The sequence below is a fragment of the uncultured Nitrosomonas sp. genome, from assembly GCF_902826915.1.
GTDB lineage: Bacteria > Pseudomonadota > Gammaproteobacteria > Burkholderiales > Nitrosomonadaceae > Nitrosomonas.
Window position 1 is genome coordinate 1 of the sequence record NZ_CADEGP010000049.1, and the last position, 24,746, is coordinate 24,746.

Consider the following 24,746-nt stretch of genomic DNA (forward strand, 5'->3'; position numbering starts at 1 on the left):
ATATCTCAATGCACGTTGGACAAATAATTCAATAATTAATTGTGACATAGCCTTTGCAATGCTATCAACGCTCAAGAAACCTAGTCTTAGATAAAAGAAAGAAGAAGCGAATCGAAGCTTCAAAGATTGAGCAAAAAATTGTGATAAATATGATTATTGCTTACTTATATAAATTGATCAGGGTAATCTTGCAAAAATATTGACATGGGATTATTTCCCACGTATAGTTCATTTGTGCGTGGGAAATAATTACACATAAATCCATTCGGAACAACTGGGATTTATATCCGACATACTGGGCATGAAAACAGTCCTAAGGCATTTTTATCCCTCTCGATGCTTTTGGGCTGTTGATGTTTAATAAAAATTCAAGAAAAATAAGTTGAAGATTAATTTATTTGTTCATCACTGAAACTTTTGTACTAACAAGTGGAATTAACATGCCGTGTGTGGAATGCTTTTTTCTCTTTTATAGGGTGTTTTTGTTAGGATGACAGGCATCTCACGTTCACATTCGTTTACACAGGTGGTTTGTCGTCATTGCAAATGAAAAATTGTAATGTCGTGGGACTCTTAAAAGGCAAAGATCAATGAATAAAAAAACAGAATCAGCGTTGAAGAGAATTTCTCATAATAGAATAGAAGTTCCACGAGTATTAATCTTGGTTCGTAATTATATTTCAGGTGGGAATTTAGAAAATATAGTTAAAGGATGGAAATGCGATATCATTGGCATTTACAATTCAAATAAAACAGCCACATTCAGAATAAAAATCGATAAACCAGATCTTATTCTGACGGATATGGAGCTGGATGATGGTGACAATCTCTGTTTAATGCACCAGTTGAACCTTCCGATCGAAAATTGCAAACTCTGTATTTATTTTACCCGCTATAGCACTGAATCAATCATGCAGCGCACCATGGCATTGGTTGCGGCCTTGAGCAACCAAGCCCAAGAATGTAATAGTGAAAAAAACGGTTATAAGGTAGAGTCTGACTTTAATCGATATGATGATGTTGACAAGTCGGCAATGCTGGCAAAACAATTTTCTATAAACCCAATTCGGGTATTTTTAGTTGACGATCAGCAAATAATACTATGGGGATTGGAGAAACTGATCAATGATCAGAAACCGCAGATGGAAGTTGTTGGGACAGCAGCGAATATTTTTCTTGCTAAACGACTGGTCATGGAAAAACGACCGGATATTTTGATACTCAATATTTATTTGGGTGATATTAATTGCGTAAACTATATCTCTGAATTTGCCAATAACGGAGATACAAAAGTCGTGATTTTTTGCAGAACACACGATCAAAAAGTTATTGACCAAGCAGTGATTTCAGGTGCGAGAGGTATTGTGTACCAGAAAGAATCCATCCAGACGATACTTAAGGTGATTGATAAGGTTCATAACGGAGAGGTGTGGTTTGATCGAGATACAGCCAGTCGTGCTTTTCTACAAAACTTCCGCATGAGAAGGGCAGCTTCCCCTTCTATCGACACTAGAAAGATTAGTGGCCTTACACGTAAGGAAAGCGAAATTGTTAATGTGTTCTCACATGCTAATGGTAGCGAACAGAACAAACAGATTGCAGCGCACTTAAAAATGAATGAACATACATTACGGAATCACTTGTCCGCAATTTTTAAGAAATTAGGCATAAATAATCGATTTAGCCTTTTCATGTATGCCAGATGTCATTTTCAACAATCAGGGTCTTCTATAAAAAAATCATTCATTGATCAAGCATTTTAACCGTATAGTGAAGGGTTATGAAGCTGCAGAAAAATAATCCCCCTGTCTAAAACTCGGTCATTTATGGCCGAGTTTTTTATATGCCTGTGCATTTGATCCTATACTAAGCTTGATAATTTGAGCATCTTTCGAATATTAAGTTGTTATTAATTTTATTTGTGCAGGATAATTTCAGTAGTTTTGCTTAAATGCTACTGTCAACGTGCAACAAGCGTTTCTTCGAGGCGCTTTCAGCAACAGACTACTAACTTCTGGTTGGTTCATTAAATAAAACGTTATTGTTTGGCATTATGGTATTCCACTTGATTCTTGACGATATCTTTGAAATCAAGTTACGATCATTTCCTGGCCGTCACATTATTAGAAATGATTTGTCTTTATTTGGACAGTAGTAATGGAAATCATCAAGACGTTGAGTTTATTTGTAGTTACCGCCTTGGCAGAGATAATTGGTTGCTATCTGCCATATCTCTACTTGAAAGAAGGAAAGTCTCTTTGGCTGCTTTTCCCAGCAGTTGTCAGCTTGGCATTATTTGTTTGGCTACTCACACTTCATCCTCAGGCTGCAGGACGTGTCTACGCAGCGTATGGCGGTGTCTATATTTGTGTGGCATTGATGTGGTTGTGGGTGATAGATGCAATTCGTCCGGTTATTACTGATTGGATTGGTGTAGGCATTTGTTTGGTTGGTGTCATTGTCATCATGTTTGGGAGGCAGTTTATTAAGCCTATCTAGTCAATACAACCTCATGATATGACACGCTGCCTCAGTGTTTGGCATTGCCCATATACAAAAGATATTACCAAGAAAAATGTACGTTAAAGCGCCTGGAAGTGATCATGGGTATTTTGATCCAAGCATTCAGAGGTCAGTTTATTCATTTTGTTTATGAAGTAAGAAGAATAAGATGCTGCTATATGTTAGCTGAAGGCGGTAAAATGATGGTGTTCGTACTTCATATATTGATAAATGTCTTTAAACCAACTACTCAGCTTCGAGCTTTTTTGTCATCTCTTTCATTACAGAGCGTGGAGCAAAACTGGAGTTAAAGCCAATTGAATTTCGTTTGTAGCACGCCTGTGACAGTAGTTATCGTCAACTATAATAGTGGCTCGCTTCTGGTAAATTGTGTTCATGCAGTATTGCATCAGGTCCAGCAAATCGTCGTAGTTGATAATGCATCTTCTGATATGAGCTTGATTGAGTTGGAAAATAAGCTTCCATCAAAGAAGCTGCACATTGTTCGTCTCCATAACAATGTAGGGTTCGCCGCAGGTTGCAATGTGGGTTTTGATTTATCCACCGAGCCACTTATTCTTTTCCTGAATCCTGATTGTGTTTTGCAGGAAAATTCATTGCAGCGCATGGTTGAGATAGTAGAATCAGATACCCATATCGGCATGGCCGGTGGTTTTTTGGTTAATCCTGATGGTTCCGAGCAAGGTGGCGGACGGAGAGCTATACCTACTCCTTGGCGTGCTTTTGTACGTGCTTTTGGGCTGTATCGCCTGGAGAAACTCTGGCCACGCTTATTTTTTGATTTTCACCTGAATAACAAACCATTGCCCCATCTGCCCATAGAAGTCGAAGCAATTTCAGGTGCATTGATGCTAGTAAAGCGTGAAGCCATCAATGAAGTGGGTCTATGGGATGAAAATTATTTTTTACACTGCGAGGATTTAGATCTTTGCGTGCGATTTAGGCAAAAGAAATGGAAGATTATTTTCATACCCGACGCGCCGGTTGTTCATTTTCAGGGAACCTGCAGCCGTTCTAGACCATTTTTTGTCTCATGGCACAAACATAAAGGAATGCTACGTTTCTATCAAAAATTTTTTCAGCGACAGTACCCAAAGGCGCTAATGGGGCTAGTTTCTCTGGCGGTATGGTCTCGCTTTGGGATTGCCGTGATATTTCTTTCTGCGCAGTATTGTTGCAAGTTGTTGAAAATAAGAATATGAATGAACAACAGATCGGATTGTTGGGTGCAACCAGTCTGGTGGGTCAATGCTTACTAAACCAATTATTACAAAACAATTATCGCATTACCGCTTTTTCACGTCGTTTGTTCACACAAAGTCATCCACAAATTATTTGGCGTCAGCTTGATACGACTGGTGATTTCAGTGATTTTACAGAAAATGAGATTATTCCTTTTTGGCTATGTGTTGCACCCATCTGGATATTACCGGAACATTTTAATCTCTTATTGGCCTATGGCGTTCGCCGGATTGTTGTATTATCTTCCACCAGTCGCTTCACGAAAAACGCATCCACAGACATCAAAGAGCAAGAAATTGCCATGCAGCTGATCAAAAGCGAAGAGGTGGTACAAGCATGGATGACTGCGCATAAAATAGAATGGATATTTCTGCGGCCAACAATGATCTATGGGTATGGGCGGGACAAAAATATTACTGAGATAATGAATTTTATTCATCGGTTTGGATTCTTTCCCCTGTTAGGATCAGCTCAGGGTTTGCGACAACCAATTCATGCTGAAGATGTTGCGATCGCGTGCTATAAGGCGCTTAGCACTTTAAGTTTGGCAAATCGTTCCTATAATTTAGCGGGAGGAGAAACTTTAACGTACCGAGCAATGGTTAATCGCGTTTTTGCAGCATTGCATCAACCGCAGCGCACATTGACAATACCGCTATGGCTTTTTCAGATCGCCGTATGGGGAATCCGGCGGCTACCACGTTATCGTTATTGGACGTCGGCAATGGCCGAAAGAATGAATCAGAATTTAAATTTTGATTGTTCAGATTTACAACGAGATCTGAACTTTCTTCCCAGAGCATTCGAATTGACTGCAAAAGATTTACCTAGTCAAGAATAACCAGCAACAACTATAATTGATTCAATAAATTGCATATTTGTAATCGGATAACACATAATCACGGCGTTATATAGATGAAATTTAAATTTCGAGCTCCTAAGAATGAAGTTGCACAAGTACTAGTTGGTTTTAAGAAAGCTTTTAGAAACATTGGGGTATTCAGTGCGGTCATTAATATGCTCATGCTTATGCCAGCCATTTACATGTTGCAGCTTTATGACAGTGTTCTTACCAGTCGCAACGAAACAACTTTATTAATGTTAACGTTGATTATGCTAGGCGCTTATATTTTCATGGGCGCACTAGAATACATACGCAGCTTTGTATTAATCCGGGTCGGCGCACAGCTCGACATGAAATTGAATAAACGTGTCTATACTGCTGCCTTTGAAGAAAGCTTGAAGCAAGGTGATGGCAATGCTGGGCAAGCTTTGAAAGATCTGACAAATTTACGGCAATTTTTAACTGGCAATGCCTTATTCGCTTTTTTTGATGCGCCGTGGTTTCCGATTTATTTACTCGTAATATTTATGTTCCATCCTGGTTTGGGCGTTTTTGCACTATGTGGTACGGTCATATTGATCACACTAGCTTACATCAATGAAAAAATATCACACAAGCCTTTAGCCGAGGCCAATTCGATGGCTATTGCTTCTACCAATGTAGCATCAAATAATCTGCGTAATGCTGAAGTAATTGAAGCCATGGGTATGTTGCCTAATATACAATCTCGCTGGTATAAATTGCACAGTCGCTTTCTTAACTTACAAGCTGAAGCCAGTGAAAAAGCAGGCGTGATGACTGCATTATCTAAGTCTTTCACTGTGGCATTACAGTCGCTCATGCTGGGATTAGGTGCGCTATTGGTTTTAGAGAATAGCATCACTCCCGGGATGATGATTGCTGGCTCGATACTATTAGGTAGAGCCATAGCGCCGGTTCAGTTATTGATCAGCGTGTGGAAGCAAATTGGGAGTACGCGTAGTGCTTATGAGCGCCTCACTCAGCTACTTGAACATAATCCGGCACGTGAAGCGGGGATGGCATTGCCAAAGCCAGTCGGTATCATTAATGTTGAAAGTGTTGCTGCAGCTCCACCTGGCGGAAAAGTGCCGGTTATCAAAGGTATCTCATTCTCCCTTAATGCTGGCGAGGTTCTCGGCGTTATTGGCCCCAGTGGGTCTGGAAAATCCACATTGGCTCGATTATTAGTTGGCGTATGGCCGGCCGCTTCGGGGAAAGTAAGATTGGATGGCGCGGATGTTTATCTTTGGAACAAAGATGAGCTGGGTCCGCACATTGGATATTTACCCCAAGATATTGAGCTATTTGCAGGCACGGTTTCAGAAAATATTGCGCGTTTTGGAGAAATACATGCAGAGAAAGTTATTCTCGCAGCTAAACGAGCAGGTGTTCATGAAATGATTCTAAATATGCCTGAAGGCTATGATACGGTACTTGGCGGCGGTGGCGCGGGACTCTCCGGTGGACAAAAGCAACGCATTGGTTTAGCGCGTGCAATGTACGATGATCCTTCATTAATCGTTCTGGATGAGCCCAATTCAAATCTTGATGACGTGGGTGAGCAAGCGCTTTTGGCTGCCATCATCGATTTGCGTAAACGTGGGAAAACTATCGTCTTGATTACACACCGAACCAGTATTCTAGGTGCGACCAGCAAACTATTACTATTACAAGAGGGCATGGTAAAAATGTTTGGTCCTACCAAAGAAGTAATCGAGGCTTTGACAAAACAACAGCAAACTCAACAGGCATTACTGGCACAAAAGAAAGCTGAAAATCAGACCGCTACTCAAGCACCACAAGCTGCTGATGTAACTAAGACTAGCTAAACCGAAAGATGTCGTTCCGTTCTATCATATATTGAGAATAAATACTTCGATCAACAAATAGGAATAATAATGAAGCTTGTTGCTGAAGAAAAAGAATCAATTATTGAGAGTATTCCAGTAGTTGACCTATCCACGCAGGTTGAGACTGATGAAACGACTTATACTAGGCTCGGTTGGTGGATTGTCTTGGCTGGGTTCTGTGGATTTATTCTATGGTCATCGATCGCCCCTTTAGATAAAGGAGTCCCTGTCATGGGAACCGTCACCGTGGCGAGTCATCTTCAGGCAGTGCAACATCAGACTGGCGGTATCATTGATAAAATCTTGGTTAGAGAGGGGGATCACGTAAAACTAGGGCAGATCCTGGTACGCATGAATGATGTGCAGATCAAAGCTCAAGCAGAAATAACCCGTAGTCAACTCTATGCAGCGCGTGCAATCGAAGCAAGGTTATTGGCAGAGCGCGATGGGGCTAATGAAATCACCTTTCCGAATGAATTTGCGTCGCAAAATGATTCGCGTATTGCTAATAATAATAGCATTCAAAATCAACTATTCTCATCGCGTAGACTTGCTTTGCAACATGAGATTGCTGCAATTGATGAAAATACTGCGGGTCTGAAATTACAGTTGCGGGGGTTGGAGTCATCAAGAGTCAGCAAAAACCAGCAACTTAAGTTCCTTGAAGAACAGCTTTTCAGTTTACGCGATCTGGCCATGGACGGTTTTGTTCCCCGCAATCGTGTTCTGGAACTTGAGCGGAGTTATACGCAACTCACAGGAGAAATTTCTTCCGACACTGGGGATATTGGCCGTACGCAACGCCAGATTACGGAACTTGAACAGCGTCGCATTCACCGGTTTCAGGAATATCAGAAAGAGGTTAGACAGACATTGTCTGATGTGCAGCGTGAAGCTGAAGCATTAAGAAGCCGCCTGATTGGACAGGATTTTGAATTGGCGACGTTAGAAGTTAAGGCGCCCGTTGATGGTATTGTTGTCGGCATGAATGTATTTACAGAAGGAGGTGTAATCGCCCCAGGATCTAAGTTGATGGATATTGTTCCAAGCGATGATATGCTGATTATTACGGGCCAGGTGCCTGTACATCTAATTGATAAAATTCATGTTGATCTTCCAGTAGATTTGATTTTTTCTGCGCTGAATCAAAAGAAAACGCCCAATATTCCTGGTACTGTTACCCAGGTATCGGCAGATCGACTGGTTGATGCAAACAGCGGATTTCCATTTTATAGTATTAAAGCTAAAGTATCACCAGAAGGCATGAAGCAATTGGCCGATGAACAAATACGAGCAGGTATGCCGGTTGAAATATTTATTAAAACAGGTGAGCGTTCACTTATGAATTATCTATTTAAACCAATTCTTGATCGCGTCCATTCCTCTCTAAGCGAAGAGTAGTTGCAATGATCGCTTTCTATCATAAGATCTTAATAATTATTTTTGTATTATTCTTCAATGCAACTAATTTGGCCCATGCTCTGAACCTCTTGGATGCTTATGAAGCGGCATTGCAGCATGACCCAATCTATCGCTCCGCTTTGCACGAAAATGAAGCAGGACAGCAAGCAGAAATCATCGGGCGTGCCAGTTTGTTGCCAAGCTTAGCCGTAACGCACGCTCAAAACAAGAATTCAGGTACATTGAATGGAAGCACGGGTTCTCAACCGTTGAATTTTGATGGACAAGTCAGTACGCTAACCTTGCGCCAGCCTTTATTCAATCTTGAAGCAATAGCTGGATATCAGCAAGGAAAAGCCAGGGCTGATTCTAGTCGTGCAAAATTTCTTGGGCATGGTCAACAGCTTTTAGTTCGAGTCGTGGAAGCTTATATTGAAACTTTGTTAGCACAAGATCGCGTAAGAATTGCTGAGACAGAGGTTGATGCCCTTGAAGAACTCAAACGCGTCAATGAGCGCATGCTGCTGAGAGGGGAGGGAACTACTACTGATGTTCTGGAAACGCAATCTAAGTATTCGCTGGCACAAGCAAAAATAATTGAAGCAAAAGATGAGCTAGAAATTGCACAACTTAAGCTGGAAGCGTTGATAGGGCAGAAAATAACACAATTGGTTCGTTTAAATGATACTTTTAGCTCTCAGACAATACAGCTTCCAGATGGCTATGACACTTGGCAAGCTTTGGCGCTCGAACAAAACGCTGAGTTGGTGACGCAACGTCATAATGTTGTTTCGGGCAAGGAAGAAATTAAGAAAAACCACGCTGGTCATTTACCCCGTGTTGATTTAGTTGCCAGTCTACAAAAGAATAAGAGAGGTTCTTTTGTTACGCAAGGTTTGGATGCGGAATTTGGAACGATTGGAATTGAAGTTAATATGCCTATCTATTCAGGAGGGCGTGTGAATGCTCTAACCGCACAAGCAGTTGCAAATCATGCTCGCGCTGAGGCTGAGTTAGACGCAGCAACCCTCCAGGTGTTGGTCGAGCTACGCAAGCAATACAATCTGTTAATGAGTAGCGTCAGAAGGATTGAATCTTTGGAAATGGCAGTGAAATCAGCGGAGCTGCTCGTGGAAGCAACACAAAAAAGTATTCGTGGTGGTATTCGTATTAATTTGAATCTTTTGGACGCTCAGCAGCAATTACACACAGCTCGACGTGATCTTGCTCAGGCAAGATATAACTACTTGTTGGCATATCTTCGGCTGCAACAAACTGCCGGTACATTGGCACTTGATGATTTGAGGAAAGTAGCCAGCTATTTCACATCGCAACGAAATTAATTTTTCCAACGACAATTCTGATATCAATGATGGATTCAATAAAATTCTGCAAGCTTCAATAAATACAATTCATAACCAATCAATACTGTGTAACCGGAAAGAATCAAATACTTGATATGCCACACGCGTATTTTTTCAGTAAGTCGTACATTATGATGAATAATCAGTAATATCAGCGCCATTGATGTAAGTGCCAGCTTAAAGCTGATAAATTTTTGCGTGCTATCTTCAATCAGTTGTGCCATAACCCAATTCAGTTCTTCTCCACCTCTAGCTAGAATATTGAGTGTAAAGAAAGCATCTAGCATACCTAAGAATAAAATGGCAACCATGCAAACCATCAAATGCCCAGGATAGCGATCTACATACTCCGGCATTCCTTTTTGAGGAACTCTACGTTCACCTAATCTCCTTCCAGTTTTAATTCCCAAGTGATAGGTGCAAAAAAAAGGTACGGTTCGGCGACGATTCTGATTTCTAATGTTTGGAATTGAGATTACTTTGGTCATGAAACACTCCCTTTCCTTTTTAGTTATAAATAACGAGGAAAATTTATTTTTATGCTCGTAAGATAGCAGTTAATTTTGTTTTTTTCCACAGGTTTCAGAATAAATTTACTTACATGGGCGAAGCAAAACTGGAAGCGGTGACATCGGCTAAAGCGCTCTCGAAAGGAACGCATAAAATTGCGTTTAGATTTTCAAAGATGGAACACGGTAGTTTTTTCTGGTCGGGGGCTTCATTTTAGCTGCTCATGCAACAGTTTTAGGATGCGGCTGGATGTGGCAGAGTTAACAGTTGATCCGTCATCACTTAAGAAAGTTACTTTGCATGTGTTGGTTCCAGTGCTATGAACCTGTATACGAAATTTTGCGGCTTTGGCAGCATCCTTGTCGTCACTACGCCAGAACATTATATTTGATAAAATCCCTTTATCGTCGCCTTTCTTCCTGCTGTCTACATCGGGATCGACATAGCGCACAAAATAAATGCCTTCTTCACGATTGCGATCTTCAACGGTAAAACCAATTCGATCAAGTGCCAAACCAACACGTCGCCAGGATCGGTCAAATGCCTCATTGATAACCAGGGCTGTTCCTTCTTGGTCGATGTAAGCGCGTTCAATAGAAGTATTATTTTTGCTAGTAGCTAATTCCAGTTTAGCCTTTTGCTCCTCAACGCCGAAGCGCATCATTAAACGCGAGAGCATTTCAGCTTCGAGATCGGGGTCGGCCGGGCGTGGTTGCCAGATGGTGCGGTTGAGAGGGCCACTTTGCAATACTTCGACCATACCGCGGTGGCTGATATATACTTCCGTATTACCTACCTCGTTTCGTTCCAGGCGGGTGCGAAATTTATCGCGCTCAGCGGTGGAATAAATGCTATCGAGAACAGTGGAAAGTACAGAGCGTATAATATCTTGTGGGATCTTGGCTCGATTCTCTGCCCAATCTGTTTCCATGATTCCAGCCTCGGGAACTTCTGTTTTGATCAGGAAGCCAAGTTCTTGCCAAAATTCCTTAATTACCGGCCATACGGTTTCAGGCGATTGGGGAATAACTAGCCAGCGTTGTGTTCCTGAGCGTTCAATATGCACATCCTGAAAAGATGATGGTAATAAAGAAGATGAACTGGTGTTTTGCCGTCCGCCCCGTTCGTTGCTATAGCTGGAGAATGTTGTGCTTCCAGGTGAATTCAGTTCTGGAATCGAATAGCGTTCATCAATGTCAGGTTGAACCAAGTCAGGAGGTACATCCAGAGCGGGTGCTTTGCCGGCCGATTTGTAATCAATATTCTTGGTTTCAGGAAACATATTGCAACCTATGCTTGTCATTGAGAACATCAGTATCAGGCACGGCAAGGTTATTTTTCGCCACTTCATGGTTGACATTTTACCTCTTTAAGTCGTGTGGATACCCGCCAATTGCATTGCTTCGCGTATAAGCTGATGGTATTGAGCAGATAATGGTGTTAGTGGCAAACGAATTCCAGAATTTATCAAGCCCATTTGTGTAACGGCCCATTTCACAGGAATGGGGTTGGCTTCGACAAATAAGTCTGTATGCAAGCGCAGAAGCTTATTATTTAACGACCTCGCAGTATTTATTTCTCCCAGAAGCGCAGCAATGCACATCTCATGCATCATTCTGGGAGCCACATTTGCGGTAACTGAAATAACGCCATGTCCCCCTAACAGCAATAATGCTAGTGCGCTAATATCATCGCCACTATAAATGAAAAACTCAGGAGGTGCGCGTAACAATAGATCACAACCTCGTCCGATATTGCCTGTTGCATCTTTAATACCAACAATATTAGGAATCGATGCTAGACGAAGTGCGGTATCGTTATGAATATCAGCTACGGTTCTTCCAGGGACATTGTATAGAATATGCGGGATATCAACTGCCTCAGCAATTGTTTTAAAGTGCTGATATAGCCCCTCCTGGGTGGGTTTGTTGTAATAAGGCGCAACCGAGAGGCACGCATCCACCCCTGCATTCTTGGCAAAAATGGATAGATCAATAGCCTCGCGCGTTGAGTTTGCACCAGTTCCTGCTATCACCGGTATGCGTCCTGCGATATGATCAACTGCTGTGCGCATTAACAGATGGTGCTCATCAAAATCCACTGTTGGAGATTCACCTGTGGTGCCAACTATCACAACGCCATCAGTACCCTGGTTTATATGAAAATCCAGAAGAGAGCGGAAACGATCTAAATCTAGTCCACCACCTTCATCCATGGGGGTGACGATAGCAACCAAGCTACCTTTAAACATGACAATCTATCCAATAAAAAGGCTTATTTTACCTCAAACTAATATTGTTTAGGCTCTAGACTAGCAGAGTTAATGATATCTGATGATTTGCCATAGTGCACTAGCAAGTTCATTAGGTTGTTTTTTCCAACGCCATTCAGATTCTTTTAAATGCAACTCAAAGTTAACTGACACGCCGTTAAACTTTGCAAGCCGCCGCTTGGTAAAACTCCAAAACGATTCGATACCGTTTATATGGCAATGCCCATCCCGAGCAAATTCATTATCACCATGGGATACACGAAAATGCTTAGAGTATCCTACATCTACCAAACCATTATAACCACGCCAGCCATCACTATAAATAACGCTTTCAATTGATACTTTACCCAGTATTACCGCCTGTAAGGTCAGGCGTTTACAGTCCGGTACTATTTCGGTGTATACTCTGCCATCTCGCTCAAACACACCAAATACAGGCTGTTTTAATGTCCCGCGACCGCGTTTGAGTTTCCCATGATAACCACGATGCCGTTTCGCACCAAAATAGCTTTCATCAACTTCCACTTTGCCTAACAACTTGTCTTTAAGGGCAGTCTGATGGCGATAAATTACTTGCCTGAAAATGCCATACCAACGATTAATCGTGTTACGATTTTTACCCAGTAGCAGAGCTGTTTTGCTGGCAGGTATATCAATGCAAAAACATTGAATTATTTTTTTAATATAATAATCACTTAATTTGCTGTTTATTAACATCTTGCTAGACTAACAGATTGTGTCTTCTAGTCTAGAGCCTTGTTTAATTAGTTTCACAATGTGTTTCAGCATATTTTATCTTTACTTACATGCGTTCTGAATTAGAAGTAATGCCCAATACTGTAAAATTATTCATGCATTTTGGTAAAGCTGATAATGCCGTCGCTGTAGTCGGCTTGGATTGTGTCTTTTGCAGCAAATTTACCTTCCAGAATTTCTTTGGCAAGCGGATTCTCAATTTGTGTTTGGATAGCTCGTTTTAAAGGGCGGGCGCCAAATACCGGATCGAACCCTGCTTGAGAAAGAGCGGTGAATACTGATTCACTGATTTTTAGTTGCATTCCCAATTTGGCCAATCTTGCCTCAAGATAATGCAACTGTATCTGGGCAATTGATTGAATGTGCTTTTCATCTAAAGCATGAAACACTACTACTTCATCAATGCGATTGATAAATTCAGGACGAAAATATATTTTTACTTCATTCATGACAGCCTGCTTGATGGCAGAGTACTCATTTCCTGACATTTCCTGAATCATCTGTGATCCCAAATTGGATGTCATGACGATGACTGTATTTTTGAAATCGACAGTGCGTCCCTGACCATCGGTCATTCGTCCATCATCTAACACTTGTAGCAATACATTAAATACATCTGGGTGCGCTTTTTCAACTTCATCCAGCAAAATAACCGCATAAGGTTTTCTGCGCACGAGCTCAGTTAAGTAGCCACCTTCTTCATAGCCGACATAGCCCGGTGGGGCGCCAATCAGTCGGGCGACCGAATGTTTCTCCATGAATTCAGACATATCGACGCGGATTAAATGATCCTCGGAATCAAACAGAAAACCAGCGAGTGCTTTGCATAGTTCTGTTTTTCCTACCCCGGTTGGTCCCAGGAACAAGAACGATCCATAAGGACGGTTGGGATCAGCCAGTCCGGCGCGAGAACGCCTGATCGCGTCTGAAACCAGGCGTACAGCTTCATCCTGGCCAACAACCCGGTCATGTAGCCTGTGTTCCATCAGGAGTAACTTTTCACGCTCACCCTGCATCATTTTTGATACAGGAATACCGGTAGCGCGAGACACAACTTCTGCAATTTCTTCAGCACCCACTTGAGTGCGTAACAATTTAGGCGCGGGTGCGGAATTTGGTTCACTTCCTGCCGACTGTTGCAATTGTGCTTCCAATTGTGGCAGTTGGCCATACTGCAACTCTGAAACCTTCTGCCAATCTCCTTTACGAGTTGCGGCTTCTATTTCCAACTTGAGTTTTTCCATTGTTTCCTTGATTTGCTGAGAACCTAACACTTGGAATTTCTCAGTTTTCCAGATTTCAGCTAAATCGGTATACTCGCGTTCCTTCTGCTTGATTTCTTCTTCCAAAAGTTGAAGTCGTTTTTGCGATGCTTCATCTTTTTCTTTTTTAATCGCCTCACGTTCAATTTTAAGCTGTATCAAGCGGCGATCCAGTTTATCCAACACCTCAGGCTTAGAATCAATTTCCATGCGAATTCTCGCCGCAGCTTCGTCAATTAGATCAATAGCTTTGTCAGGCAGGAAACGGTCAGTAATATAGCGATTGGATAATTCCGCGGCGGCAACAATGGCAGGGTCAGTAATATCTACACCGTGATGTACTTCGTATTTTTCCTGTAAGCCGCGCAATATTGCGATGGTGGCCTCCACAGTGGGTTCTTCTACCAGCACCTTCTGGAAGCGCCGTTCTAGCGCAGCATCTTTTTCAATGTATTTACGGTACTCATTGAGTGTTGTTGCGCCAACGCAATGTAATTCTCCGCGTGCTAAGGCCGGTTTCAACATGTTGCCTGCATCCATTGCGCCTTCAGCTTTTCCGGCACCCACCATCGTATGCAGTTCATCGATGAATACAATCGTTTTGCCTTCGTCTTGCGCAAGCTCTTTCAGCACGGATTTGAGGCGCTCTTCAAATTCACCGCGGTATTTTGCGCCTGCCAGTAACGCAGCCATATCCAGACTGAGAACACGTTTGTCTTTCAGGTTTTCAGGTACTTCACCATTGATGATACGTTGCGCCAAGCCTTCAACGATCGCAGTTTTGCCCACTCCCGGCTCACCAATCAGAACGGGATTGTTTTTGGTGCGTCGTTGCAAGACTTGGATTGCTCGACGAATTTCATCATCACGTCCTATCACTGGATCCAGTTTGCCTTGACGCGCACGTTCAGTAAGATCCAAGGTATATTTTTTTAATGCTTCACGACTACCTTCGGCTTCAGCACTACCGACCTGCTCACCACCTCGTACTGCATTAATTGCTTTTTCCAAGGCTGTGGCGTTGGCGCCAAACTGTTTTAGCAATGTCCCTATTTCTCCTTTATCCTGCAAGACCGCCAAAAGAAACATTTCAGAGGCAATAAACTGATCGTTGCGTTTTTGTGCTTCTTTATCAGCTAAGTTGAGCAGGTTATTCAAACTACGGGAAATATTGACTTCGCCACCTGAATTCTCAACTTTGGGCATGCGAGAAATGCTTTGCTTGATACTTTCCAGCAATGGAGCGGTATTAACGCCAGAGCGTTGCAGTAGAGAACGCGTACTGCCATCTTCTTGTTGCAATAATGCCAGCAGCAGGTGTTGCGGTTCTATATTTGGATTGTCCTGGCCAACAGCGATGCTCTGCGCATCAGCAAATGCTTGTTGGAATTTAGTGGTCAGTTTGTCAAAGCGCATAAAATTCTCCCGTTATAGGTTATTGATGCCTAAGTGGGGGAGAGGTGTGAATTTTCAAGAGCAGGTTATTTTGCTGAACCGATAGCGCGAATCTTGTTCGATTGAGCGACTGAATTCATTAGCATAAGCTCAATTTCAGAGACAGTAACTGGTTTGCTGAAGTAATAGCCTTGATAGTGATTGCATTTTTGTGTCACTAGAAAATTCAATTGTTCTTCTATTTCTATGCCTTCCGCGATAACTTCCATTTCCAGGCTGTGCGCCATTGCAATTATTGCGGCGACGATGGTACGGTCATTTTTGTCGGTTACAAGGTCACGCACAAATGAGCGATCTATTTTAAGTGTGTGAATGGGGAATTGCTTTAAATAACTGAGGCTCGAGTAGCCAGTGCCGAAATCATCAATTGAGATGTGTAGACCCATTGCATGGAGACGATTAAGTGTTTCTACCACCTTTTCGATATTATCAATCAGCATGCTTTCAGTTATTTCCAGGGCGATATATTCGGCTTTAACTTTGGTTTCGCTCAGTATGCGTGAGATATTGTTAATTAAATTCTTGTCACGGAATTGCCGCGCAGACAGATTAATGGCAACTCTGGGTACATAGAAACCTTGATCCTGCCAGGCTTTTATTTGCATACAGACTGTCTTTAGTACCCATTCACCAATTGGAATAATCAATCCTGTTTCTTCTGCCAAGTTAATGAATTTATCGGGAGTAATCAGTTCCTGCTCAGGATGTCGCCAGCGCAATAGTGCTTCAACGCCATATAAATTATGATTGGGCATATCCATGACAGGTTGATAGTATAAAAGTAATTCATTCCGTTCTAATGCATGACGTAAATCAAGGCTGAGGATATGTCTTTCGTATGCTGACTTATTCAGCTCATCGGTGAAAAATTGATAATTATTGCGCCCATTCTTCTTGGCGTGATACATGGCAACATCGCTGTTCTTAAGCAGTGTTTCCGCATTGACGCCATCATCAGGAAACACCGCAATGCCTATACTGCCATTAATATGTAACTCATTGTTATGGATATGGAATGATTGCATCAGTGAGTCCAGAATTTTCTGAGCCACTTTAGCGGCATCCAGTGACTCAGCGATAGAATTTAGCACTACAATAAATTCATCGCCTCCCTGACGGGCAACTGTATCTTCATTGCGAATACAAAGCCTTAGTCTATCTGCGACGGCTTTTAATAGTAAATCCCCAATTTCATGACCGAGTGAATCATTGATAGTTTTGAAATGATCCAGATCGATAAATAATACTGCCATTTGTCGTTGTAGGCGCATATCATAAGCCAATGCCTGCTGGATGCGATCCTGAAGCAAATGCCGATTGGGTAAACCCGTTAATGCATCATGAGTTGCCATTTTAATAATGCGTTCTTCGACTTCCTTGCGCTCATACCATCGGCCTAGGTCATGCGCAATGGTGTCGATTAGATTTTGCTGATAAGTTGGTGTTGATGGGGAGCTGCTAATATATGCTACTTGCAGCAAACCGCACTGTTGTCCACTAGATACGATGGCTGCACTTATACAATTGGGTAAGTTTTCTTGATAATTAGGAGTGAAGTATTGTTTTTCTTGAAGTTTAATCCTGGCGACAGTAAATTCTTGAAATTCAAAAACCGGCAACAAAGATTTTAAAATATTTTTGCAAGTTTCTTCCGTGCCTTGATTCAGATCCAGATTGTTTCTGATTTTCTGTAAGCATATGTTTTCATTCAAGCGTTCTTTTGTATATGATTCTTTTTGACCGGCAATTCTTTGAATTAGCGGGAAGGTAAACCAGTTTATTATTGCAATTCCAAAGAACAAGATTAGTGCCAGATAAAATATGATTGTTCTGAGCTGGGCTGCTGAGTAACTGTTTACCTCATCTTTATTTATTTTGAGGACAGCACCAAGACCATAGGCAATGGGAGTATATGTAGCGAGAACTTCGATTTGCCGATAATCCTTAGTAAATATAATGCCAGATTGACCTTCTAATGCAAAATGTACCGGAAGCGGCTCATTATTTATAATACGCTGCATACGTTTAAATTTGTCATCGTTAGCGGTACGTAGAAAGCAATCCGTTTCAAGATCATTGCCTTTGATAGGCGCGCAAAGTAGAAAATCGCCGGTATTGCCGATGAGGGTTGCCTCTGTAAAGACCCTAGTAAGATCAGGCATACGTTCTTCTGTGATGACACGACCAATAGGCTCGCTGTATTCATTTATAAGTTGAATCGAATTTTGTACAATGAAGCCGTGATTCCAAAATAAAATTGTGTTGATATCTGATTCTGTATTCAATTTCACAGTAAATTCCCCCTGTTTGGAGAGGTTTCCTGCACCTAAAATCAAATTATCACTAGTGTCATAGAACTCGATACCTGAGAAGTGAGTGGATAGTATTTTTTTTGCTGATTGTGTAAGCCCTTCAATACCTTCCTTTTGGGAATTATCAGAATAAAACTTTTCCAAGCTTTGTGTGAGAAAGGTACGAGCTGATATTGCTTTCGTATTCGCTATGGAGCGTGTGATTTGTTTTTCAATATGTTTGGCCTTATTTTCTAATGCAACTTCAAGACCTGAAATAGCCATTGTTTCGATTTTTCGTTGCATCACGTTATACACAGTAAGACTTGTCAGCAAGATAAGCATAATCATCATCAAGCTACTGACTAAGAGTATTCTTTTGTTATCTTGATTGATGAAAAAACGAAGCATTATGTTTTGTGTGCCAGATGCAATTATGAAGAATTTGAACCTACATAAGGCATGTATTATCGGCAATCGGATACTATGCTGAAATAAATAGCTAAGGGGTTTTTCTCCCTTAATTCTTAGAATGATGCAGTATCGTGGATTTTCTCAATTGTCGCTGACTTTGAGAAAGTGGAGAGATATTTTAATAAATACGAGGTGGTATTGGATCAATTAACCCAAATTTGTTTCTTTAGGGACTTCGGGATAGGGGTAAAGAATGTTTAGAGCCACGCTTTTTCCTGCAGTCTCAATGATGCGAACATGCTCTCGTTTAAACTGCCGAGCGTGGTGTAAGCCGCATGAATGGGCGATCATGCTGATTTCTTTATTGACATTCCGGGCATAATTTGCAACCCGCAGATATTTTTCTTCTACCACCAATCCATTCTGCAAACGTTCATCATGTGTTGTGACGCCGGTAGGGCAAGTATTGAGATGGCAGCGCATAGCTTGAATGCAACCTAATGAAAACATAAAACCGCGTGCGGTATTGATAAAATCTGCTCCAGCGCAGAGTGCCCACGCACCCTCTGCAGAGGTTACCAATTTCCCGGCAGCCACAATATAAATACGATTTCTCAAACCGGATTGCAACAAGGCGTCCACTACGCGTGGTAAGGCTTCCGAGATTGGTAGACTCACGTGATCCATCAGTGTTTGTGGGGCCGCACCGCTTCCCCCCTCCCCGCCGTCAATAGTGAGGAAATCCGGTGCGTATTCCAAACCGCGTCGGTTAATGCTGTCGCATAATTCATTGATGAAATTCCATCCACCGATTGCTGTTTTAATGCCCACTGGTCGTCCAGTCAGTTCCCGAATAAAATGGATCTTATCGAGCAGTTCGTCAATGTTGTTGATATCTTTGTGACGGTTCGGACTGATCGAATTCTCATTTTCGGGGATGCCACGGATTGCAGCAATCTCACTATGTACTTTACTGGCAGGCAGCAATCCCCCTTTGCCGGGCTTAGCGCCTTGTGATAGCTTAATCTCAAATGCTTTCACAACCTTGCTCAATTCTTTTGCACGTAGCGGTGAAAAATTACCATGTCCGTCTCTTATGCCATATTTGGCGGTGCCGATTTGCATGATCAAATCACAGGCACCTTCGAGGTGATATGGAGATAGTCCACCTTCACCGGTATTCAACCAGCAACCAGCCTGTGCGGCACCTAGTGATAAAGCGCGTACTGCTGGTTTGGAAATGGCGCCGTAGCTCATTCCACTAATATTGATGATAGATTTGGCTTCGAACGGTTGCTCGCAATAACCTTTGCCTATATTCAGTGAAGGCGTTGGTAATTGATCTTCTTCTTGAATTGGGAAGGCGGCATTGACAAAGATAACCGAGCCCGGTTGACGCAAGTCATTGGTGGAACCAAATCCGACTAGGCTACCTTTGTTCTTGGCATTTTTGTAAATCCAACCACGTGTGGCACGATTAAATGGTAGCTCATCGCGATCATTAGCAAAGAAATATTGCCGGAAGTATTTACCCTGTCGCTCGAAAATGTACCGCAATCGACCAATAACTGGAAAATTTCGTAGCACAGAATGTTTTTTCTGCGTGACATCTTCAATAAACCAAAATACGACCATGCCGATGGCGGCAATACCTAACATCGTGGCGATACTGTAGATGATTAAGTCAATTGCGCCGGACATACTGTTTCCTTATTATGCTGGGTAATCTATATACTATCTGTTCAACTGCCGTAAGTGAACAGCCTGGGCATTATAAAATGGAAATACTGATCTTTTTTTCTTTACCGGGTTGAAATTAAAAGGTAAAACAATTGAAAGATTTACACGATGAAATTCACGACAATGTTACGCGTGCGTTGCAAGAAGATATTGGCTCTGGCGACTTGACCGCATCATTGATTCCGAGCGAAAGCACATTGAGTGCCGTGGTAATCAGTAGAGAAAATGCGGTATTGTGTGGCGTACAATGGTTTGAAGCCTGTTTTCTGGAGTTAGCTTCGAGAACGATTATCACTTGGTTTGCCAATGATGGGGATTTTGTTCAATCAGGGCAAAAGCTCTGTGAGATCCAAGGAGGTTCTCGTGATTTGTTAACCGCAGAACGTTCCGCGCTGAATTTTCTGCAAACACTATCCGCTGTGGCGACACAAACAAAACGTTTTGTCGACGCCATTGTGGGCACCAAGGCAGTCATTGTGGATACGCGTAAGACACTGCCTGGATTACGCTTAGCGCAAAAATATGCTGTGACATGCAGCGGAGGTGTCAATCATCGCTTGGGTTTATATGATGGGATTCTGATTAAGGAAAATCACATCATCGCGGCAGGGAGCATCCAATCCGCTTTAAACAAAGCGCAGGCAATTGCGCCTCCCGGAACTATTATGCAAATTGAAGTGGAATCGTTGTCGGAATTACAAGAAGCTCTAGCGGCTGGAGCTATTATGGTGCTGTTAGATAATTTTACGTTGAGTCAGTTATCGGAGGCGGTCATATTGGCTCATCAGATATCTGGACGGCAGGTAATATTGGAAGCATCCGGCAACATAACATTAGACAATGTGCGCCAGGTGGCTGAAACCGGTATTGACCGAATCTCAATCGGTGGCTTAACCAAAAATATTCAAGCGATTGACTTGTCGATGCGATTTAAAAAATTAGAGTAATGCACTTATAAATCAGTTTCATTCTTTTTCATTCAAGAAATCGATTTTATAGCAATTAAATGACCCTAAGGATTTTAAGATACCGGTTCAAACCATGCGAGCTTTTTGTGCAGTTTGACAACCTCTCCTACAATGATCAGTGTAGGAGGGGTCAAGTTTGCAGCTGCAGCCAAGTTAGGTAGTGTTTGTAGAGTTCCAGTCACAATTTTTTGTTTTTGTGTTGTGCCTTGCTGAATGATTGCCGTAGGTGTGGAGATTGGCAAGCCGTGTACGATCAGTTGCTGGCATAACACGGGTAGTCCCAGTAATCCCATATAGATCACAATGGTTTGGTTAGGGCGTGCGAGGTGTTGCCAGTCAAGATCAATCGTATTATTTTTTAGATGACCGGTGACAAAAATACATGATTGTGCGTAATCTCGGTGTGTTAAGGGAATCCCGGAGTATGCTGCAACCCCCGATGCAGCCGTAATGCCTGGTACAACCTGAAAGGGGATATGATGTTCAGCTAAAGTTTCAATTTCTTCACCGCCGCGGCCAAAAATAAAAGGATCACCACCTTTAAGTCGCAATACTCGTTTACCTTCTTGCGCTAACCGCACCAGCAGTTGATTGATTGATTCTTGTTCCAGTGTATGGCAGTTACGCTCTTTGCCGGCGTAAATGCGCGTGGCGTCGCGGCGCACCATGCTAAGAATTGCAGTCGAGACTAGGCGGTCATAAACCACAACATCGGCTTGCTGCATCAGCCGCATGGCGCGGAAAGTGAGTAAATCAGGATCGCCTGGTCCGGCACCGACCAAATAAACCTCGCCTTGCAGTAGCTCGTCTTTTTCCTGTTGCAGGGACTGTAGTAAATAATCTTGTGCGGTTTTATCTTTTCCAGCCAACACCATTTCAGTGAATGGACCTTGCAAGATTTTTTCCCAGAAAATGCGTCGTTTTTCTGTGTGAGTGAAATGTTGCTTGACGTGCTGACGAAATTTTCCCGCAATGGTTGCAATGCGTGCATAGGCAACGGGTATTATGGTTTCCAGTTGAGCACGCAGCAGTCTTGCCAGTACTGGGGATTGTCCACCGCTGGATACAGCGATTATAAGCGGTGAGCGGTCGACGATGGATGGCATAATAAAGGTGCATAATTCTGGACTATCTACGACATTAACCGGAATTTGCCGTTGTTGTGCTGCTTCTGAAACTTGCTGGTTTATGATTCGATCATTCGTTGCAGCGATAACGAGTGCAATATTATGTAGATGTCCGGGCTGAAAACATTCGGCGTTATGGCTGATCTTGCTGCTAGCAACGTACTTATTTAAGGCCCTATTCAGCTCGGGCGCAACTACTGATACTTGCGCGCCGGCTTGGAGTAACAACATAGCTTTGCGCGCAGCGACTTCTCCGCCACCTACGATCAGACAGGCTTTATCTTTGATATTTAAAAAAATTGGGAGAAAATCCATTGCGTTCGCGATTTATTTTTTTATAAATGATAAAAGAAGTGCTGATCAATTCTGAGCTAAATAAAGGCTTTTGAGTTGATCAGCACTTCCTTGCGAGCTGCTATTTACTACGATTGTCTATAAACTGGATTCCAGTTTAAGTACGTCTTCCAATTTTATGTCGATCCCGGTGCCTTTGAACACAGTGCCCACTTTTTTCTTGTTAAAGTGTTCGAAATTGAGATCATACACTTCTTTGGAGAGCGGGAAATATTTGACCTCTGCTACCAGTTCTGTTGCATTCTGCATATAGAAATTAATAAACTCATGTACTTCTGTTTTTTCTGTCGACTTAGCATTCACGTAAATAAATATCGGGCGTGATAATGGTTTGTAGCTGTTATTTTCTACGGTTGTGGCAGAAGGGAGCACTCCGCCATCGCCACTATCAATCGCAACAGCATTAATTTTTTTACTGTTTTCGATGTAATAGGCAAAACCAAAGAATCCTAATGCATAGAGATCACTTGCAACACCTTGTACCAGGACGTTGTCATCTTCTGATGCGGTGAAATCGCCGCGGCTTGATTTAGCTTTGCCAACAATAGCCTCAGTAAAGTATTCAAAGGTGCCAGAATCCGCGCCTGGACCGTAGAGTTTGATTCTTTTGTCTGGCCATGCTGGGTTTATTTGATTCCAGTGGGTGATTTTTCCCTGCGCTGCAGGTTCCCAAATTTTTTGTAATTCTTCAACAGTGATGGTTTTGCTCCACGTATTTTTGGGATTAACAACCACAGTTAAAGCATCAAAAGCAATGGGCATTTCAATAAATTGTATCCCTTCTTTTTTACAGGCTTCCATTTCTAGTTCGGTAACTGGGCGGGATGCGTTTACGATATCGATTTCATTGCGGCAGAATTTCTTGAATCCACCACCTGTTCCAGAGATACCCACAGTGACACGAATTGCGCCGCGTTTGGCTATTTGAAAATCTTCTGCGACAGCTTCAGTAATGGGAAAAACAGTACTTGAGCCATCAATTTTTACAATTGGCGTGGCGCTGGCCGTGCCTGCATTGAAGAATACACTTAGTAAAGCTACCGTAATGGATGCTCTGAAGTTTAAAGAATTCAACATGTTTATACGTGCTCCAAATGAATAAAGTAAGGGTATGAGCGTTTTGACAAAACCGCACGATATACTATTTCAGAATTGTTACTAAATTATGACAATTTTTATGTTTTGTTACCAAGCTTGGTTTTCCCGAATTCTGGAGTATGATCGCAGATTCTGCATAGTATCGAGATCGTATAAACATGTTTTGCGAGAAAATTATCCTTACTCTTTACTGGCAATTTGAACGACCTCAGCGATACGTTCGGTCCAGTAATTAACTTTCTGTTTGAATTTACTCTCGACCATTACACGAATAAGAGGCTCCGTTCCAGAAGCCCGGATGAGCAGGCGCCCGTTACCGTTTAAATCAGCTTCGGCTTCCTTGCGCATAGTATTGACTGCTTTATTGGTGTTGAAATTAAATGAATTGGAGATTTTTACATTGATCAGATGCTGCGGGTATAGCGATACGCCGCGCATAAATTCTGCCAACGTTTTATGGGCATCACGCAGCGCGTATAAAACTTGCAAAGCAGATATGATGTCATCATCCGTGGTGTGTTTGTCCATACAAATAATATGTCCGGAATTTTCACCACCGAGCTGCCATCCTTTCTGCTGCAGTAATTCGAGTACGTGACGGTCACCGACATTGGTTCGGAGAAAAGGGATGTGCAATTTCTTAAATTGCTCCTCAATTGCCAGGTTTGTCATCAGTGTGCCTACAACACCTCCAGTGAGTTTTCTGTTCTGCTGGCGATAATATAGATCAGTTGATCTCCATTGTAAAATTTGCCTTGTTTATCCACCATCATGACGCGGTCACCATCACCATCTAATGCAATGCCTAAATCAGCATGATGTTGTTTAATAGCTTTTTGCACTGTGGCGGCATGAGTAGCGCCGCATTCAAGATTGATATTCAATCCATTGAGCTGCACGCCTATGGTGACGACATCGGCACCTAATTCATGCATGACATGACTGGCAATATGATACGCGGCACCATGTGCACAGTCGATTACAATACGGAGTCCACGTAGATCAAGGTGATAGGGAAAAGTGCTTTTGCAGAACTCGATATAGCGACCAGCCGCATCGTCAATTCGTTGGACCTTGCCTAACTGTGCGGAGGGCTTGGTCTCAATCGGTGTATTTAATTCAGCCTCGATTTTGCGTTCCATTTCATCCGGAAGCTTGCTGCCGACTGCAGAGAAGAACTTTACGCCATTATCTTCAAATTGAGGTATGCTTATTTTCATGGAGTCCGAAGTTTCATAAGATGAAGACATGAAA

General features: G+C 42.3%; 17 protein-coding genes and 1 pseudogene. 8 read left to right on the top strand and 10 right to left on the bottom strand.

From position 1 onward, the window contains the following. The first annotated feature begins 590 nt into the window (after positions 1 to 590). The 7 genes from QZV86_RS09495 (at position 591) to QZV86_RS09525 (ending at position 9,224) form a co-directional block, all read left to right on the top strand. On the top strand, positions 591 to 1,763 hold the full coding sequence (locus tag QZV86_RS09495; RefSeq protein WP_295626918.1) for a DNA-binding response regulator: 1,173 nt from the start codon (positions 591 to 593) through the stop codon (positions 1,761 to 1,763). Positions 1,764 to 2,157: 394 nt separating this feature from the next. After that, positions 2,158 to 2,499: a YnfA family protein gene (locus QZV86_RS09500; protein WP_295626921.1), complete on the top strand. Its 342-nt coding sequence runs from the start codon at positions 2,158 to 2,160 to the stop codon at positions 2,497 to 2,499. 320 nt (positions 2,500 to 2,819) lie between these two features. Then, positions 2,820 to 3,725 carry a glycosyltransferase family 2 protein gene (locus QZV86_RS09505; RefSeq protein ID WP_295626924.1) on the top strand — a complete coding sequence of 302 codons (906 nt, stop codon included), beginning with the start codon at positions 2,820 to 2,822 and terminating at the stop codon, positions 3,723 to 3,725. Continuing rightward, a complete protein-coding gene (locus tag QZV86_RS09510; RefSeq protein WP_295626927.1) occupies positions 3,722 to 4,606 on the top strand; it encodes an SDR family oxidoreductase in 885 nt (294 codons plus the stop codon). The genes QZV86_RS09505 and QZV86_RS09510 overlap by 4 nt, the downstream gene beginning before the upstream one ends. A gap of 74 nt (positions 4,607 to 4,680) precedes the next feature. Then, entirely contained in the window at positions 4,681 to 6,459 is a 1,779-nt protein-coding gene (locus QZV86_RS09515; RefSeq protein ID WP_295626931.1) for a type I secretion system permease/ATPase, read from the top strand. Between the two features lie 69 nt (positions 6,460 to 6,528). Beyond that, complete coding sequence (locus QZV86_RS09520; RefSeq protein ID WP_295626934.1) at positions 6,529 to 7,881, top strand: HlyD family type I secretion periplasmic adaptor subunit; 1,353 nt, start codon at positions 6,529 to 6,531, stop codon at positions 7,879 to 7,881. 5 nt (positions 7,882 to 7,886) lie between these two features. Then, positions 7,887 to 9,224: a TolC family outer membrane protein gene (locus tag QZV86_RS09525; RefSeq protein WP_295626937.1), complete on the top strand. Its 1,338-nt coding sequence runs from the start codon at positions 7,887 to 7,889 to the stop codon at positions 9,222 to 9,224. Between the two features lie 35 nt (positions 9,225 to 9,259). Here the strand turns inward: QZV86_RS09525 and QZV86_RS09530 are convergent, their stop codons facing one another. The 7 genes from QZV86_RS09530 to QZV86_RS09560 all read right to left on the bottom strand — a co-directional run bounded on the left by QZV86_RS09530 (position 9,260) and on the right by QZV86_RS09560 (position 19,906). Next, a complete protein-coding gene (locus tag QZV86_RS09530; RefSeq protein WP_295626940.1) occupies positions 9,260 to 9,733 on the bottom strand; it encodes a DUF5658 family protein in 474 nt (157 codons plus the stop codon). Positions 9,734 to 9,963: 230 nt separating this feature from the next. Then, positions 9,964 to 11,106: an outer membrane protein assembly factor BamC gene (bamC, locus tag QZV86_RS09535; RefSeq protein WP_295626970.1), complete on the bottom strand. Its 1,143-nt coding sequence runs from the start codon at positions 11,104 to 11,106 to the stop codon at positions 9,964 to 9,966. An 18-nt stretch (positions 11,107 to 11,124) separates the two neighbouring features. Beyond that, a complete protein-coding gene (dapA, locus tag QZV86_RS09540; RefSeq protein WP_295626943.1) occupies positions 11,125 to 12,006 on the bottom strand; it encodes a 4-hydroxy-tetrahydrodipicolinate synthase in 882 nt (293 codons plus the stop codon). 69 nt (positions 12,007 to 12,075) lie between these two features. After that, positions 12,076 to 12,744 carry an IS1595 family transposase gene (locus tag QZV86_RS09545; protein ID WP_295626947.1) on the bottom strand — a complete coding sequence of 223 codons (669 nt, stop codon included), beginning with the start codon at positions 12,742 to 12,744 and terminating at the stop codon, positions 12,076 to 12,078. Between the two features lie 128 nt (positions 12,745 to 12,872). Next, positions 12,873 to 15,461, bottom strand: a complete 2,589-nt coding sequence (gene clpB / locus QZV86_RS09550; RefSeq protein ID WP_295626950.1) for an ATP-dependent chaperone ClpB — start codon at positions 15,459 to 15,461, stop codon at positions 12,873 to 12,875. Positions 15,462 to 15,526: 65 nt separating this feature from the next. Beyond that, positions 15,527 to 18,202, bottom strand: a complete 2,676-nt coding sequence (locus tag QZV86_RS09555; protein ID WP_295626953.1) for an EAL domain-containing protein — start codon at positions 18,200 to 18,202, stop codon at positions 15,527 to 15,529. A 210-nt stretch (positions 18,203 to 18,412) separates the two neighbouring features. Then, positions 18,413 to 19,906 (bottom strand): FMN-binding glutamate synthase family protein, encoded by a 1,494-nt coding sequence (locus QZV86_RS09560; RefSeq protein ID WP_295626957.1) that lies wholly within the window; start codon positions 19,904 to 19,906, stop codon positions 18,413 to 18,415. A gap of 131 nt (positions 19,907 to 20,037) precedes the next feature. On the opposite strand from QZV86_RS09560, the gene nadC reads away from it, so the two are divergent. Beyond that, a complete protein-coding gene (gene nadC / locus QZV86_RS09565; RefSeq protein ID WP_295626961.1) occupies positions 20,038 to 20,892 on the top strand; it encodes a carboxylating nicotinate-nucleotide diphosphorylase in 855 nt (284 codons plus the stop codon). Positions 20,893 to 20,966: 74 nt separating this feature from the next. Here nadC and cysG read toward each other — a convergent pair whose 3' ends face one another. The 3 genes and pseudogenes from cysG to glmM all read right to left on the bottom strand — a co-directional run. Then, positions 20,967 to 22,355, bottom strand: a complete 1,389-nt coding sequence (gene cysG, locus QZV86_RS09570; protein ID WP_295626964.1) for a siroheme synthase CysG — start codon at positions 22,353 to 22,355, stop codon at positions 20,967 to 20,969. A 117-nt stretch (positions 22,356 to 22,472) separates the two neighbouring features. Beyond that, a complete protein-coding gene (locus QZV86_RS09575) occupies positions 22,473 to 23,471 on the bottom strand; it encodes a PstS family phosphate ABC transporter substrate-binding protein (protein ID WP_295626967.1) in 999 nt (332 codons plus the stop codon). A gap of 201 nt (positions 23,472 to 23,672) precedes the next feature. Continuing rightward, a pseudogene (gene glmM, locus QZV86_RS09580) lies at positions 23,673 to 24,746 on the bottom strand (phosphoglucosamine mutase); the annotation flags it as partial.

What these genes read in the sequence shown, in the direction of transcription:
- QZV86_RS09495 (WP_295626918.1), top strand. Translation starts at nt 591, where the DNA reads ATGAATAAAAAAACAGAATCAGCGTTGAAGAGAATTTCTCATAATAGA.
- QZV86_RS09500 (WP_295626921.1), top strand. Translation starts at nt 2,158, where the DNA reads ATGGAAATCATCAAGACGTTGAGTTTATTTGTAGTTACCGCCTTGGCA.
- QZV86_RS09510 (WP_295626927.1), top strand. Translation starts at nt 3,722, where the DNA reads ATGAATGAACAACAGATCGGATTGTTGGGTGCAACCAGTCTGGTGGGT.
- QZV86_RS09515 (WP_295626931.1), top strand. Translation starts at nt 4,681, where the DNA reads ATGAAATTTAAATTTCGAGCTCCTAAGAATGAAGTTGCACAAGTACTA.
- QZV86_RS09520 (WP_295626934.1), top strand. Translation starts at nt 6,529, where the DNA reads ATGAAGCTTGTTGCTGAAGAAAAAGAATCAATTATTGAGAGTATTCCA.
- QZV86_RS09525 (WP_295626937.1), top strand. Translation starts at nt 7,887, where the DNA reads ATGATCGCTTTCTATCATAAGATCTTAATAATTATTTTTGTATTATTC.
- QZV86_RS09530 (WP_295626940.1), bottom strand. Translation starts at nt 9,733, where the DNA reads ATGACCAAAGTAATCTCAATTCCAAACATTAGAAATCAGAATCGTCGC.
- bamC (WP_295626970.1), bottom strand. Translation starts at nt 11,106, where the DNA reads ATGAAGTGGCGAAAAATAACCTTGCCGTGCCTGATACTGATGTTCTCA.
- dapA (WP_295626943.1), bottom strand. Translation starts at nt 12,006, where the DNA reads ATGTTTAAAGGTAGCTTGGTTGCTATCGTCACCCCCATGGATGAAGGT.
- QZV86_RS09545 (WP_295626947.1), bottom strand. Translation starts at nt 12,744, where the DNA reads ATGTTAATAAACAGCAAATTAAGTGATTATTATATTAAAAAAATAATT.
- clpB (WP_295626950.1), bottom strand. Translation starts at nt 15,461, where the DNA reads ATGCGCTTTGACAAACTGACCACTAAATTCCAACAAGCATTTGCTGAT.
- QZV86_RS09555 (WP_295626953.1), bottom strand. Translation starts at nt 18,202, where the DNA reads ATGCTTCGTTTTTTCATCAATCAAGATAACAAAAGAATACTCTTAGTC.
- QZV86_RS09560 (WP_295626957.1), bottom strand. Translation starts at nt 19,906, where the DNA reads ATGTCCGGCGCAATTGACTTAATCATCTACAGTATCGCCACGATGTTA.
- cysG (WP_295626964.1), bottom strand. Translation starts at nt 22,355, where the DNA reads ATGGATTTTCTCCCAATTTTTTTAAATATCAAAGATAAAGCCTGTCTG.
- QZV86_RS09575 (WP_295626967.1), bottom strand. Translation starts at nt 23,471, where the DNA reads ATGTTGAATTCTTTAAACTTCAGAGCATCCATTACGGTAGCTTTACTA.